The organism is Paenibacillus sp. p3-SID867 (assembly GCF_025142895.1).
GTDB lineage: Bacteria > Bacillota > Bacilli > Paenibacillales > Paenibacillaceae > Paenibacillus_AQ.
Genome location: NZ_JAMBDM010000005.1, coordinates 94507 through 108351, shown reverse-complemented (window position 1 = coordinate 108351; position 13845 = coordinate 94507). Strand labels below are relative to the sequence as shown.

Below are 13845 nucleotides of genomic sequence, written 5' to 3'. Positions count from 1 at the left end.
AAGGGATATTTTTTGGCGTGCGTAGCTTTAAAATAATGGTTGACAGGAGGATGCAATTCATATATCTTAATATTAAGTTAAGTGACTATATAAAAGTTAGTTGATTGAAAGGGGTAAGCTTAAAGTGTTTAAACGTTAGTGAAGATAAAGCAGGTTAATCATTCTATATGTATATATCTTTAAGTTAAGATATCGATGAACGGTGTCGGTGGATTTCTATAAATTATGAAAATGAAAAATACAATGGAGGCGAGTAAAATGGCTATAGATATTGGATTGTTGTTACTTCGTTTGGTGGTTGGTTTGTCGTTCATGGCGCACGGCGCGCAGAAGCTGTTTGGATGGTTTGGCGGTTATGGGCCGAAAGGGACCGGTGGCTGGATGGAATCGGTTGGCATTAAACCTGGTGTTGCAATTGCGGTGTTGTCAGGTCTGATGGAGCTGGTTGGCGGGCTGTTGTTTGCTGTCGGATTTCTCACGGTGCTTGGCGCAGCGCTGATCACGCTGACGATGCTGAGCGCAATTGTGAAGGTGCATGGCCGGAACGGGTATTGGTCTACAGCGAATGGATATGAGTATAATCTGCTGTTGATCGCAGTCGCAGTTGCATTGGCACTCACGAGTGCAGGCGCATATTCGCTGGATGCGGTAATCTTTAACTAATCATGATGGGGGCGTGCGGATATGAGTGATCTGACAAGATTAATTAAGAGCCGGAGATCGGCTAATCTGTTTATGGAAGGGATTGAAATCCCGGATCAGGATTTGAACGATATCTTTAATGAGGTTAAATATGCTCCTTCTGCTTTTAATTTACAGCACACGCACTATGTGGTGGTTAAGGATCCCGATATCAAGCACACAGTTTACGAAGCCGCCAACAAGCAGCATAAGATACTCACCGCGTCGGCCGTCATCGTGGTCCTGGGGAATAAGCAGGCCTACAAGGATATTGGAAGAATGAACGAGGGCTTTCTGAATTTGGGCGTGATCGACAAGCTTGAATATGACATGACGGTTGAATCCGTCACGAACTTTTATGAAGCGGGCGGAGAATCCTTCATGAGGGATGAAGCCATCCGCAATGCCAGCCTATCCGCGATGTTAATGATGATGGTGGCTAAGGACAAGGGGTGGGATACCTGCCCGATGATCGGTTTTGATCCCGAGATTCTGCAGAAGAAACTGAACATTCCGGACGCTTATGTGCCCGCCATGCTGATCGCGATTGGCAAGGAGGACGCAAGAAAGCCACGTCCCCGGGGCTATCGCAAGCCGGTATTGGAATTTGTAAGCTATAATCAATTTTAAATGATGCATAATATGAGAAGGAGCTCCCGCTGCAGGTCTTTAGATCTGGCAGGAGCTTTTTTTTTTTCATCTACAATGATAAACATTCCCCTCTGTTATGACGATGATGAATATAAAGAGATCGGTGCAGCGCCAATCCTACATACGATTGTATTCGTTATATATGGAGGTGAACGAAATGAAGACGAGGAAGAGGCCATATCTGCGATCCGGACAGATCCTAATTATGGCTGTCATGACGATGATGTTAATGGTGGCATGCACGAAGGAGGTACCGGGATCCGTATCCGTACAGCAAAATAGATCGACCTCCGCCACGCCGAGCGCAGGAGAAGCCGGGAATGCATCGGAAATGCCGCCGCCAGCTAGGGAGAGTTTGCGTACGGCATTCCATTCGGAAGAGCAAAGCCATCACCAGGTTAAGCAAGAAGTAGAGCCGCCAGCGGGGGAGTCCAACCATGATCCGATTGAAGCGGTTCTCAACATGTATGAGGCGCTTCAGGCTAACGATTCTGCATCGTATTTCCGTCATGCTGACATTGCGAGTGTCCGTATGTCCCCCGCCATGCTGAAGGTGCTGTTCGAAGAGGCCGGCAAACGTGAGGTGAGACCGGAACGATTCAAGCTTTTTGATAAGGAGGGGCTGGATCGGGAAAGTCGCCAGCTGCTATCACTTACGTACGGCAGCCAGGCCGAGGTTGTGCTGGAGGAGCTTAGTCAGGGCGATCATAACCTATGGTTTGTGACAGCGTTCCCTGATGGGCTTAAAGTGGTGGAGCAATCCACGATCTACCCCGGGGCTTATGAGCTTGGAAGAGAGGCGACAATGGAAGAGCTTATCGCGATAGAGATCCGGCATACGGCGGAAGACAGGACATTTCTCGCAGCAAAAGCGAAGCAGCCTGTATGGAATCCGGTGCAGACCGTTTCCTTGCTGTATCAGGCAGCACAGGCGGAGGATGCGGAAACCTTTTATGCGATGTCGGGTGGAGACGAGGGATATTTTTCGGGTCAGTACGCCCGGGACATGGTGGAATTTACGGAATGGATGAGAGCTTTTGAAAGCGTGCAGCATATTTCAATCGAATCGGTTCCGCAGGAGAATTTGGCTGGGAGTTATAGAGAAGAATATAATAAAAGCTTTGGCGACGCATGGCAATTCATTGTGGCTTGGGACCCGAAGGATGAAGCAGGATACCAAGGGACATACTGGATTATGGCGCCTGGCGAAGACGGAATTCGATATGTGGTTAAGCAGACGCTTACTGCCAATCTGGAATCCTTTTTTAGATGAAAAATGAATACATACATAAACCTTAGTAAACATAGAATCCCCGCTCATCAGAGCAGGGCTTCTATGTTATCGTCATGACCTTGGCAAATTACGGCTGAAGATTTTGGAGCATATCCATCGTTTCGTTAATTTTAGTGATGGTTTGAACGATGTTGGAATTCTGGAAGTCGGTCACTCCGTTCTGGATTTGATCCATATAGCCGTTGATGTCGGTCAGCAGCGTGTCGTTTAAGCCGACCAGCTGTTCATGGATGGACTGCGCAAAGGCAGGGGCATCAATGCCATTAAACTCCGAAATCCGGGTTTTCATCGCCTCGAGCTCTTGGGTCAGCGTTTCCTTGGCATCTGTATTCGTGGCGGCCTGCTGGGCAAGCTCCGGAATGGATTCGGCAAATTGGGAGGTTTCATTAATAAAAGTAGTGGCTTCTTTCGTATAATCCAACGAATTGTTCACGCTGTCCACCAAGGAACAGCCGGAGAGAACTCCCAGAACAAGTGAAATCAACAATAATCTTTTGATCATTTCTCATCCTCCTGTCGTCTAAACGCAGTTCTTATACATTTTATACGTATGGCAAGGAGAATGGTTGTATTTTTTTCGCAGTCTCCTTTCAGGATGATTATGTATTAGACAAAAAAATCGATGCACAATGGCTCCGAGGGGGTTAAGTATCGAATTCTTATTTTTTGCCAGAAGCGCGAATACCCCGCAAGCCAAAATGGCTGCGGAGCAGGGTTGAACCAGGGCGCGCGTATCGCAGGTCGATTGCATTTTTCACGATGATGGTTAGTAGTTCAGGATAGAAGCAGGAACTGCAGGCCAGATTAGATCTGTCTTGCTTCCAGTCGTTTGGCGATGACGGACAGAAGATAATTCAGCGTGAAGTACAGCAAGGACGCAAAAACAAGGGCGGGTATAACATAGTCATAGCTGGAACCGCTAAGAATCTGCACATTGCGCATCAGCTCAGGCAGTGAAATGATCACGGCGAGCGATGTGTCTTTAATGAGCGAGATGAACTGGCTCACCATGGGCGGGGACATTCGGCGCAGCGCCAGCGGGAGAATCACGTGCCGCAGTGTCTGCATATATGAGAGACCTGAGGCCCGGGCCGCTTCAATCTGGCCTTTATCCACCGATACGAGACCGCTGCGGACAATTTCGGCGATCATGGCTCCTTCAAAGATGCTCAAGCCGACGACGGCCGCCCAGAAGGTGGGGATTCGAATCCCGGTCTGGGGCAGAACCATGCCGATGAAGAAAATGATCAGCAAGAGCGGCAGATTGCGGATTATATCCACGAATATGGCCGTTGTCTTCGACAGGAAGGGTGTTTTCGTATATCTCACGGTCCCGAGCACGGTTCCAATGATGAAGCTGAATACAATGGATAAGCCGGCAACCTGCACCGTGATCCAAAAGCCTTGAAGGAGATATCGCAGATTCGGCCAGGAGTACGCACCGATAAAATCCATCTCATGCCACCTCCTGTTTATTAGGCAAACTTGCGTTTAACGTCAATTGCTTCTCGCAAAGCGCCGCTCCATGTAATGGACGGCCAGGCTGAGCGGTATGGTCAGGAGCAGGTAGAACAGGGCCACAAACGTATAGACGGGAATGCCTTTAAAGGTGCTCAGGTTAATCAGATCGGCATAATACATCAGGTCCAGTCCGGCGATAACGCCGAGGACCGAGGAGTTTTTGACCAGATTGATCAATTGGTTGCCGATGGCCGGCAATACGATTTTGATCGCCTGTGGAAGAACGATGTAGCGCATATTCTGGATATAACTCAGCCCGGAGGAGCGAGCCGCCTCCGACTGTCCGGAAGGTACCGCCTGGATCCCCGCCCGAATGGCTTCGGCAATGAAGGCAGCCGTATACACCATTAGCCCAAGCGTACCCGAAGTAAACGGGTCCACCGGTATGCCGAGAGAGGGCAGGCCCAGGAAAAAGAAAAAGACAACCACCAGCAGCGGAATGTTGCGGATAAACTCAACATAGATGGCGCCGATGGCTTTCAATATGCGGAATGGGGCAATCCGCAGAATGGCGATCAAGGTGCCCAGCACCAGGCTGCCGATCAGCCCAAGCAGGCTGGCGAGAATGGTCTGGCCCAGGCCAGCCATGAATTGATCCCAGTGCTGGACCAGAATGTTAAAATCCCACAAGGTCAAAATGCCTCACCTCCAATGGGGGATGATGGTCGTTTAGCCGGTCAAAAGTAGCCAGGCTGTTCCGCCCGATAATAGGGAGGAACCTGATTGGAGCCATGACAACTTAAGCCCGGCCGACCATTACATGCTTGCGGTTATTCCGGTTTTACGCCCATCCATTGCTCATACAGTTTGTCGTATTCGCCGCTATCCTTCAGCTCCTTCAACAGCTCGTTGACGGTTTTCACGAACTCCGGATTCCCTTTTTTGATGGCCATGCCGTAGGGTTCATCCGTAAAGTTGCCGCCGACCAGCTCAAAGCTCGGGTCCTGCTGCTGCATGCCGAGGAGGATGGAATTGTCGGTGGTCAGGGCATCGCCCTGTCCCGCTTTGAGGGCGGTGAAGGCGTCCTGATAGTTCTCGAATTCGAGAATGACCGCTTCGGGCGCTTTCTCGCGGATGTTTTGAGCAGAGGTAGAGCCCTTTACGGTAAGCACCTTCGTATCCTTGTTCAGGCTTTCCAGACCCGTGATCGGGCTTCCCTTCTTTACGAGCAGCGATTGGCCGGCTTCAAAATACACATCGCTGAAGTCCACCTGCTCCTTGCGCTCCTCCGTGATAGTCATCGTGGCGATAATGATGTCAATGTCCCCGTTCTTCAGCATGTCGATCCGGGTTTTGGAGGTAACTTCCTTGAGCTCGACCTTGGTTTCGTCACCGAGAATTTTTTTGGCCAGCGCTTTGGCGATGTCGATATCAAAGCCCTCCACATTGCCGGTGGCAGGGTCCTGTAGTCCAAACAGCTTCGTATCATATTTCACCCCGGCTACAAGCTTGCCCCGTTTCTTGATCGCCTCGAGGGTGTCCGTATTGCCGGAGCCCCCGCATCCGGATGCGACCAGCATGATCACTAAAGCTAGCAGGGCCGCGCTCCACCTGAAGGTCCTCGTCAATCTTTTCTTCATACACCAGATCCCCCTTAAAGATATGAATTCTCTTAATAAGCAAGCTCCTAAAGAGCCAAGCGGCAATTTCTTTCCGCCCCTACGCACCAAGTCCGGGTTAGTGATGCAGCAGACGGCTCAGGAACGCCCGTGCTCTTTCTTCCCGCGGCTGATTGAAAAAATCGGAGGCGGGCGCATCCTCGATAATCCGGCCTTCGTCCATAAAGACGATTCGATCCGCGGCTTCGCGGGCGAAGCCCATCTCATGGGTAACCACGGCCATGGTCATGCCTTGGTGGGCGAGTGAACGCATGACATCCAGCACTTCGCCGATCATCTCCGGGTCGAGTGCGGACGTCGGTTCATCAAACAGCATAATCTTCGGGTTCATGGTCAATCCGCGGGCAATCGCAACACGCTGCTGCTGGCCGCCCGAGAGCTGAGAGGGATAGCTGTCCGCTTTGTCCGCAATTCCGACTCGCTGCAGATACGTCATTGCTTTTTCCGTTGCCTCCGCTTTGGACATCCCCAGCACCTTCATGGGCGCGAGAATGATATTGTCGATCACCTTTTTGTGCGGGTACAGGTTGAAATGCTGGAAGACCATCCCGATATTTCGCCTGAACGTATTAATGTCGATCTTCTTGTCATGCAGCTTGACGCCATTCACGACAAGCTCGCCATCCGTAATGCTTTCGAGCCGATTGATGCACCGCAGCAGCGTGCTTTTACCTGAGCCGGAAGGTCCAACGATGACAACGACTTCCCCCTGGGAAATGGTCAGGTCGATTTCTTTCAGAACATGGAAGGTTCCGAAAAATTTGTTGACGCGGCTAAATTCAATCAGTAGAAATCCCCTCCTATTCACTTCGAATTGGACGCTTGCATCATGTAAGCTTGTGTCCTGTCTTGGTGCCAGGCCCTTTTTACACTGGTATGGCAAAGGGAGCTTGTTCCATGCCACTTTTAGGAAAATTTAGTATCCAAGCGGTGGGGAGTGAGATATAATAGGGGGCGTATTCATATGAAGGAGGCAACATGGATAAACGTGCAAAAATAACCGAAATCGACCTGGTTCGGGGCTTTGCGATGATGGGCGTGCTGATGGTGCATGCGACGTCGTTCGCCACAGTTCAGATGCGCGGGGACGATTTTTTTGGCTTGTATAACTTCCTGAACATATTCTCGAAGGTTGGAACGACAACCTTCATATTCCTGAGCAGCTTCGTGCTGTTCTATAACTATTATCACCGTCCGTTCAAGGGCCGTGACCTTGCGCGGTTCTTCAAAAACCGGCTGATGTATATCCTGGTGCCGTACCTGCTGTTCTCAGTGTTATTCTTTACGGTGGCCTGGTATCATCGCGGAGGCGAGCCGAATCTGGCGGCAATGCTGGAGAGTTTCTGGCCCAAGCTGGCAACGGGGAAATCTTACACGCACTTATATTTCATCTTCATTAACATCCAGTTCTATCTGCTGTTTCCGCTCGTGCTGATGCTGCTGAAGCGATTCCGCGGCTTCGCGGCGGTCTGCGTGCTGGTCGGCATTGTATTGCAGTGGTTGTTCTATATCGGGAATGATGCCTGGTGGGACGTAACGAACCGGAACAGCTGGTCGCTGTCGTTTCTGTCGTATTATTTTCTTGGGGCGTGGATCGGCATTTATTATGACCGGGTCAAGGATTGGCTAACTTCAACGCAGTTTGCCGCAAGACCGGCGCTGCGGAAGCTGGGCTGGATCGCCCTTTGGGCAATATGGCTGGGCGCCGCGCTGGTGCATATCGGCCTTCGATACAATCAGCGGCTGCTGGGGACGGAGTATCATCCGCTGCTCTACGATGCCTTCTGGAATGTGCATACGTTGACAACCGCACTGGTCATGCTTCAGGTTGCTCTTCATTTCGGAAATAAGAGGGCGTGGTGGTTGAACGGGTTCAGGCGGCTCGGCGTGTATTCCTTCGGTGTGTATCTGGTACATCCGCTGGTGCTGCTCCTCTACCGGGACTTTCCTCCGCAGACGGAGAACTCCTGGCTGCTGCTGGCGTGGTATGCTGGCGGTCTTATCAGCGCGCTGGCTGTCTCGTATATAGTGGTGTACAGTATGAGTCGTCTCGGGAGCTGGACCTGGATCTTTTTCGGTAAACTGCCGGGCGGCTTGCGGAAGGGAAGATCACCAAGTCAACCTGTTCCCGCTCAGCCGGTTACGGAAGTTTCATCGTAAGTTTGATAAGTGGAAAGGTGCAATCCTCGAACAGAGGATAGCGCCTTTTTCTTTTGGCCGATGGCCGATATTTCAGAATGATTCCCTGATTTTCGGAATGGAGCTTATTGCCCAGCATGACATGTTATATTTTGACTGATGTTTGGCCTGTAGAACGAATGTCGCCGTTGATATGGAACAGGTCAATTACATTCATTACAGACATGGAAGCGAGGGAATGCCAATATGAATGATAGCAGAAATCCTTTGGTAAGCGGTTTTGTTAAGGCGGGCGGCAAACGCGTGGTGAATGGGGACGGGCAGGAAATTCTGCTGCAGGGAGTCGGACTTGGCAGCTGGCTGCTGCCGGAAGGATACATGTGGAAAATGCCGGAGCAGGGAGACCGTCCGCGGCGCATCGAAGGCATGGTCAGGGATCTGATCGGCGAGGAGAAGGCGGCTGCGTTCTGGGAGACCTATTACGAGCGTTATATCACCGAAGCCGATATCCGGCAGATCGCTTCGGAAGGCTTCAATTCCATTCGAGTACCGATCAACGCGAGGTTCATTATGGAGGAAGGGCAGCACCCGCCTTTTGTATATCATGAAGGTCATCTGAGGCTCATTGATCAGGTGATCGATTGGTGCAGGACGTATTCGCTGTATGTTATTCTGGATTTGCATGGCGCGCCAGGCGGACAGACCGGCGCCAATATCGACGATTCCGAGCGGGATTTGCCGGAGCTGTTCACGGATCGACGGAACGCGGAGCGAACCGTGGCACTGTGGCGCTTGTTGGCGGAACGCTATAAAGATGAGTGGATCGTGGCCGGTTACGACCTGCTTAACGAACCGCTGCCCGACTGGTTCAGCGAGTACAATGACCGGGTGATGCCGCTATATAAGGAAATCACCGCGGCTATACGCGAAGTGGACAAGCGCCATATGATCATTTTGGAAGGCGTCCATTGGTCAACGGACTGGAGTATTTTTGACGACAAGTTTGACGATAATTTGATGCTGCAGTTCCATAAGTACTGGAATAATCCCGATACGGAGAGCATTCAGAAGTATCTGGATTTTCGCGAAGAATGGAATGTGCCGATCTTCATGGGTGAAGGCGGCGAGATTAACCCGCAGTGGTATACGGGCGCATTCCGAATGTTTGAGGACCATAACATATCCTGGAACTTCTGGACCTGGAAGAAGATGAACACTCAAAACTCACCTTTCTCGATTCGCATGCCGAAAGGCTGGGAGAAGCTGACGGAATACCTGGAAGGTGGAGAGAGGCCCTCTTCCGCTGAAGCTGAAGCGATTCTGGGCGAATTCCTGGATCATCTTCCGCTGGCAGCTTGCGATGCTTACCCGAACATATCACGGTCGCTGCTTCGCCGGCTGCCCATTCAGATTCCGGCGGAGTTTTACGGATATCGGGGCGAGGGCCTTTCTTATCATATTATGGCAAAGGCCAGCCAGGATATCGGCTTCCGGATTTCGGACGGCGTTCCGATGCGAATGATGACGGGCAAGGCAGAGAAACCAAGCTACGCTCCGGAAGGCGGCAAACCGTGGGCGGAGGACAACCTAGTATGCGTACAGCTCCGGGAGGGCGATTGGCTTGCTTATGATGCGCTTTGCGCTGGTGCAGGCATCTTTCATCTGGACATTCGGGCCCTGATTCCCGAGGGAACGGTGGATATTATGCTCCAGATCGGGGACCGGGAGCCTGAGCTTATCTCCTTGTCTGACTCTGGCGATGGACAGTGGGACATCCATAGGGTGGCTGCGGCTATGCCGATTGAGGAAGGCCCCGTGGATCTGGTGTTTATGGTGAATAAAGGCCGCATCGAGCTGGATTGGCTGGAATTTATCGAAGCTCGTTAAAGTGATATGGTGAAGGGGAGATGGCGCTGTGACGGAACAGGCTGCAATATCAGAAGGGTTGTGCCAATGGCTGGATGGCTCGGATCTGGAGTTGAAACAGTATGAAGCGATGATGCTATTGAGCGTAACTGAAGATGGATGGCCGAATACGGCCATGCTCAGCGTGGGGGAGGTGCTGGCCTTAGACAGGAACCGGCTTCGACTTGCATTATGGCAGGGAACGGTTACGACTGGCAATCTTCTTCGCACCGGACAGGGCACATTGGTGGCAATTCATGATGGAGCGGCCCATTATGTTCGGCTGCGCCTTCAAGCGCTTCCCGATCTGCCGGATGCCCGGCATCCGCTGCAGCGTTTTGATGCCCAGGTAGTGGCTGTTCGCGAAGATATCGCGAAGTATGCAGATATTATATCGGCCGTGAAGTTTCAGCTGCACGACCCGGAAGGAGTCCTGCAGCGCTGGAAGGAAACGCTGGAGGAATTGCGAAAGTAAACGTTTACGCGTTAAAACGCTACTCTGGGTACAGCTCCCGCCATATGCCGGGAGTTGTATATGCTTGCTCGTGCTTAATCGGAATGATGCCGAATAAAATAACTTTAATTTTTCCGCAGAATCTTTTGCATTGGTATTTGCTATCGCCAGTCAAATGTGTTAAGATATGAATATCGAAATCGACCTGAATTCACATATTGTAGAGGGTTGTCATTTCTGGTAACCTTGTGCAATATGTGAATTTTTTTATTCCGTCTGCGAAGAAAAAAGGTCATGTAAATATATATCAAGGAGGATTCCCCCATGCAAACAGGAACTGTTAAATGGTTTAATGCTGAAAAGGGCTTTGGTTTCATCGAAGTTGAAGGCGGTAACGATGTATTCGTTCACTTCAGCGCGATCCAAGGCGACGGCTTCAAAACGCTTGACGAAGGCCAACGCGTTGAATTCAACATTGTTGAAGGAAACCGTGGACCACAAGCTGAGAACGTTGTTAAATTGTAATTACAATTGAAGACTGCCCTTAATGTGCGACATTAAGGGCAGTTTTCTTTTATACGGCGTTTCTATTTTCTAAGACGAGAATAAGGAGGAGCGTTCATGTATTCGCGTAAAAACTCGATGGAGAGTATTCCTGAAGAAATAACGGAAGTTTGGGCATGCACTAAGGAAGACTGCAAAGGGTGGATGCGGGACGATTTTGCGTTCGACACGGAACCGGTATGCCATTTGTGTCAATCCCCTATGGTCAAGGAAACGAGAAGCCTGCCGCAGCTAGTTAATACCAATAAACAACAGAAATCTCTGGCTAAGGGGATTCAGATCGAGCGCAAATAGCAGCTAATACCTAGAGAAAGCGCTGGGCAAACACAAATTCTTCTTGAAGCTACCTTCGGATTTTATGGTAAATCCGTCTATTTCTGTTTCATTGGAAGGAGAATGGTTAGTAATACGTGTACCCTTTCATTCTGATTCAGAATGATTTTACGGATAAGGGACGCAAAATTCAAAGGAGTGAAATGTATTGAACACGCAAACCGAGGTACTGAAGAGGAACATTGACAACATGATCATCCAGGATAACCAAGGCGGCTTGAACGATCAGGAGAAATTCATCATGCAGAAGCTGATGCGTGAGAAATACCAACAGGAACACGAAAGCAAACAGGAACAACGTGAGGAAGACAAAGGGGAATAACTGGGAAACCGTTTGATATACGTGACGAAAAACGATAACGCCGCCACAAGCGATCCGATGGATCGCTTGTGGCGAAAGATCGTTAGAGCAAGAGGAAAGGCATGAATGGCAGCTGTGGAGGCTGCTGTCCGTGCCTTTTTTTTTGTGTCTGGAAGAGTAGAGGGCGCAATATTTCGTTTTTGGGTTGCGTTTTTTCGTGAATGGCGAAGTGTACCCGAAAAATGAGCCCCTTGAAACGAAATCTGAAACCTTTCGTGCAGAGAAAGGACGATCTACAATATAAACATAAAGAATGTAAAGGTTTTCAAAATGATAGGATCAACCTGGAGGTCATAACCATGCAAAATCAACTTCATGCCGACGTTTCCGAAACCGGTGTCGGTCCCTCAATGGAGCCTTCTGTACAGAAGAAGCTTGACAGAAAGAGATGGCTCAGAAAGCTCTACGGCCAACGACATCTTCAAATTATGGCGCTGCTCGGCGTTGCGTGGATGATCATCTTTAACTACATACCGATGTACGGTGTCATCATTGCATTTAAGGAATTCAATATCGTGAAGTCCATCGGCGAAGCGCCATGGGTAGGGCTGGCGCACTTTAAGGAGTTCTTCTCAGACGAGGACTTTACGAACGTTATGCGGAACACGCTCGGGATCAGCTTGCTGAAGCTGTTTATCGGATTTCCGCTCCCGATTATTTTTGCACTCTTTCTGAACGAAATCCGGTCTGTTCGATACAAGAGGACTATTCAGACGATCTCTTATCTGCCTCACTTCTTGTCATGGGTCATTCTGGGCGGCATTCTGATGACCTGGCTGGCGGATATCGGGATTATCAACAATATTTTGATGGCTCTGCATATGATCGATGAGCCGATCACGTATCTGGCCGAACCGAAATATTTCTGGGGAATCATTATCACCTCGGATATATGGAAGGAGCTTGGGTGGTCCGCGATTATCTATCTGGCGGCCATTGCCAGCATTTCGCCTGAAATGTACGAGGCGTCGACGATTGATGGCGCAGGTCGGTTTCAGAAGATGTGGTACATCACCCTTCCCAGTATCAAATCGACCATTTCCATCCTCTTCATTCTTGCAATTGGTGGTGTGCTGAACTCCAACTTCGATCAGATTTTGGTGCTCCGGAACTCGCTGAACGAAAGCGCGAGCAACGTCATCGATATTTTCGTGTACCACACCGGGATGCAGAACGGACGTTACTCCTACGCGCAAGCCGTTTCATTGTTCAAGTCCGTCATTGCGATTATCCTGCTGTTGATCGCGAACAAGGTGACCAAAAAACTGAACGACACATCACTATTCTAGCGAGACCAGCCAGAAGGGAGACGAATAATCCATGTTTAAACGCAGAACCAAAGGCGAAGCCTTCTTCGATATATTCAATAATTTCGGCATGCTGATCGTATGCTTTCTGACGATCTACCCGATCTGGTACGTGCTGGTAAATGCCTTCAATGACGGGCAGGACGCCATGCGCGGAGGAATCTACTGGTGGCCGCGGATGTTCAGCCTCGAGAATTTCAGCGCGGTGTTCCAGAGCTCCGGCATCATGACGGCGATGGGCATTACCGTAGCCAAAACCGTGATCGGCGTGTTCATCCACGTCCTCTTCACCGCGATGGTCGCCTATGCATTCTCACGGAAGGGACTGATCGGCGGCAAATTCTATATTCTGCTCGGAACGGTGACGATGTTTTTCGGCGGCGGACTGATTCCGACCTATCTGTTGATCAAGGATTTGAATATGCTCGACAGCTTCCTGGTATACATTATTCCGTTTATGTTCAGTTTCTTCGATCTTATCATCTTCATGACCTTCTTCCGGGAAATTCCGGACGGACTTGAGGAGGCGGCTAAAATTGACGGGGCTAATGACTGGTCCATCTTCCTCCGGGTTGTGCTGCCTGTATCCATGCCGGTCATCGCGACAATTGCATTGTTTCACGGGGTATTCCAATGGAACGATTATTTCACTGGTGTCATCTACATCAACAACACGGACCTCCAGCCGATCCAGACGTATCTGTATAAAGTCGTCGCTCAATCCAGCTCGAATCAGATGATGGCCCAGGTGCCGGGCGGCGTGTCCAAGACGGTCACTTCCCAATCGATCAAAATGGCGACCATGGTCGTGACGACAGCGCCGATCGTATTCGTCTATCCGTTCCTGCAGCGATATTTCGTCAAAGGGATGATGATCGGCTCCATTAAAGGGTAATTCTCGGTCTCTGATAACGCAGCTTTCCTCTCCCGGGGACACCAGGGGGAGGGGATATTTTACTGGTAGCTTCTCTTGCCTAATCCGGCGGGAGTTCTATATAATCATATTTTTAAATAAG

16 protein-coding genes are annotated in these 13845 nt (G+C 50.1%); 11 read left to right on the top strand and 5 right to left on the bottom strand.

Annotated features, from left to right (window positions below; all coding sequences use genetic code 11):
• Window positions 1–258: 258 nt before the first annotated feature.
• The 3 genes from M4D81_RS12270 (at window position 259) to M4D81_RS12260 (ending at window position 2605) form a co-directional block, all read left to right on the top strand.
• Window positions 259–663, top strand: a complete 405-nt coding sequence (locus tag M4D81_RS12270; RefSeq protein ID WP_260066534.1) for a DoxX family protein — start codon at window positions 259–261, stop codon at window positions 661–663.
• 21 nt (window positions 664–684) lie between these two features.
• Window positions 685–1311: a nitroreductase family protein gene (locus M4D81_RS12265; protein ID WP_260066532.1), complete on the top strand. Its 627-nt coding sequence runs from the start codon at window positions 685–687 to the stop codon at window positions 1309–1311.
• Between the two features lie 178 nt (window positions 1312–1489).
• The gene (locus M4D81_RS12260) at window positions 1490–2605 is read left to right on the top strand and encodes a hypothetical protein (RefSeq protein WP_235613208.1); all 1116 of its coding nucleotides are present in this window, start codon (window positions 1490–1492) and stop codon (window positions 2603–2605) included.
• A gap of 88 nt (window positions 2606–2693) precedes the next feature.
• Here M4D81_RS12260 and M4D81_RS12255 read toward each other — a convergent pair whose 3' ends face one another.
• The 5 genes from M4D81_RS12255 to M4D81_RS12235 form a co-directional block, all read right to left on the bottom strand.
• Window positions 2694–3128 (bottom strand): DUF6376 family protein, encoded by a 435-nt coding sequence (locus M4D81_RS12255; protein WP_071222237.1) that lies wholly within the window; start codon window positions 3126–3128, stop codon window positions 2694–2696.
• Window positions 3129–3430: 302 nt separating this feature from the next.
• Window positions 3431–4081, bottom strand: coding sequence for an amino acid ABC transporter permease (locus M4D81_RS12250; RefSeq protein ID WP_260066530.1), 651 nt, complete (start codon window positions 4079–4081; stop codon window positions 3431–3433).
• A gap of 42 nt (window positions 4082–4123) precedes the next feature.
• Window positions 4124–4783 carry an amino acid ABC transporter permease gene (locus M4D81_RS12245; protein ID WP_397376680.1) on the bottom strand — a complete coding sequence of 220 codons (660 nt, stop codon included), beginning with the start codon at window positions 4781–4783 and terminating at the stop codon, window positions 4124–4126.
• A gap of 134 nt (window positions 4784–4917) precedes the next feature.
• Complete coding sequence (locus tag M4D81_RS12240; RefSeq protein WP_260066528.1) at window positions 4918–5727, bottom strand: glutamate ABC transporter substrate-binding protein; 810 nt, start codon at window positions 5725–5727, stop codon at window positions 4918–4920.
• 97 nt (window positions 5728–5824) lie between these two features.
• On the bottom strand, window positions 5825–6574 hold the full coding sequence (locus tag M4D81_RS12235; RefSeq protein WP_162487631.1) for an amino acid ABC transporter ATP-binding protein: 750 nt from the start codon (window positions 6572–6574) through the stop codon (window positions 5825–5827).
• A 170-nt stretch (window positions 6575–6744) separates the two neighbouring features.
• Here M4D81_RS12235 and M4D81_RS12230 point away from each other — a divergent pair, with 170 nt between their 5' ends.
• The 8 genes from M4D81_RS12230 to M4D81_RS12195 all read left to right on the top strand — a co-directional run bounded on the left by M4D81_RS12230 (window position 6745) and on the right by M4D81_RS12195 (window position 13724).
• The gene (locus tag M4D81_RS12230; protein ID WP_260066526.1) at window positions 6745–7926 is read left to right on the top strand and encodes an acyltransferase; all 1182 of its coding nucleotides are present in this window, start codon (window positions 6745–6747) and stop codon (window positions 7924–7926) included.
• A 225-nt stretch (window positions 7927–8151) separates the two neighbouring features.
• Window positions 8152–9792 (top strand): glycoside hydrolase family 5 protein, encoded by a 1641-nt coding sequence (locus tag M4D81_RS12225; protein ID WP_260066524.1) that lies wholly within the window; start codon window positions 8152–8154, stop codon window positions 9790–9792.
• Window positions 9793–9820: 28 nt separating this feature from the next.
• The gene (locus M4D81_RS12220) at window positions 9821–10285 is read left to right on the top strand and encodes a pyridoxamine 5'-phosphate oxidase family protein (protein WP_260066522.1); all 465 of its coding nucleotides are present in this window, start codon (window positions 9821–9823) and stop codon (window positions 10283–10285) included.
• Between the two features lie 303 nt (window positions 10286–10588).
• Entirely contained in the window at window positions 10589–10789 is a 201-nt protein-coding gene (gene cspD, locus M4D81_RS12215) for a cold-shock protein CspD (RefSeq protein ID WP_006207896.1), read from the top strand.
• A 96-nt stretch (window positions 10790–10885) separates the two neighbouring features.
• Window positions 10886–11122 (top strand): cold-shock protein, encoded by a 237-nt coding sequence (locus M4D81_RS12210; protein WP_071222231.1) that lies wholly within the window; start codon window positions 10886–10888, stop codon window positions 11120–11122.
• A 187-nt stretch (window positions 11123–11309) separates the two neighbouring features.
• Complete coding sequence (locus M4D81_RS12205) at window positions 11310–11483, top strand: hypothetical protein (RefSeq protein WP_181469830.1); 174 nt, start codon at window positions 11310–11312, stop codon at window positions 11481–11483.
• A gap of 338 nt (window positions 11484–11821) precedes the next feature.
• A complete protein-coding gene (locus M4D81_RS12200) occupies window positions 11822–12811 on the top strand; it encodes an ABC transporter permease (RefSeq protein ID WP_071222230.1) in 990 nt (329 codons plus the stop codon).
• Window positions 12812–12842: 31 nt separating this feature from the next.
• Window positions 12843–13724 (top strand): carbohydrate ABC transporter permease, encoded by an 882-nt coding sequence (locus M4D81_RS12195; protein WP_260066518.1) that lies wholly within the window; start codon window positions 12843–12845, stop codon window positions 13722–13724.
• Window positions 13725–13845 lie beyond the last annotated feature (121 nt).

Coding starts and splice junctions, on each gene's coding strand:
- M4D81_RS12230 (WP_260066526.1), top strand. CDS start 6,745: ATGGATAAACGTGCAAAAATAACCGAAATCGACCTGGTTCGGGGCTTT.
- M4D81_RS12250 (WP_260066530.1), bottom strand. CDS start 4,081: ATGGATTTTATCGGTGCGTACTCCTGGCCGAATCTGCGATATCTCCTT.
- M4D81_RS12225 (WP_260066524.1), top strand. CDS start 8,152: ATGAATGATAGCAGAAATCCTTTGGTAAGCGGTTTTGTTAAGGCGGGC.
- cspD (WP_006207896.1), top strand. CDS start 10,589: ATGCAAACAGGAACTGTTAAATGGTTTAATGCTGAAAAGGGCTTTGGT.
- M4D81_RS12265 (WP_260066532.1), top strand. CDS start 685: ATGAGTGATCTGACAAGATTAATTAAGAGCCGGAGATCGGCTAATCTG.
- M4D81_RS12200 (WP_071222230.1), top strand. CDS start 11,822: ATGCAAAATCAACTTCATGCCGACGTTTCCGAAACCGGTGTCGGTCCC.
- M4D81_RS12255 (WP_071222237.1), bottom strand. CDS start 3,128: ATGATCAAAAGATTATTGTTGATTTCACTTGTTCTGGGAGTTCTCTCC.
- M4D81_RS12240 (WP_260066528.1), bottom strand. CDS start 5,727: ATGAAGAAAAGATTGACGAGGACCTTCAGGTGGAGCGCGGCCCTGCTA.
- M4D81_RS12270 (WP_260066534.1), top strand. CDS start 259: ATGGCTATAGATATTGGATTGTTGTTACTTCGTTTGGTGGTTGGTTTG.
- M4D81_RS12260 (WP_235613208.1), top strand. CDS start 1,490: ATGAAGACGAGGAAGAGGCCATATCTGCGATCCGGACAGATCCTAATT.
- M4D81_RS12195 (WP_260066518.1), top strand. CDS start 12,843: ATGTTTAAACGCAGAACCAAAGGCGAAGCCTTCTTCGATATATTCAAT.
- M4D81_RS12210 (WP_071222231.1), top strand. CDS start 10,886: ATGTATTCGCGTAAAAACTCGATGGAGAGTATTCCTGAAGAAATAACG.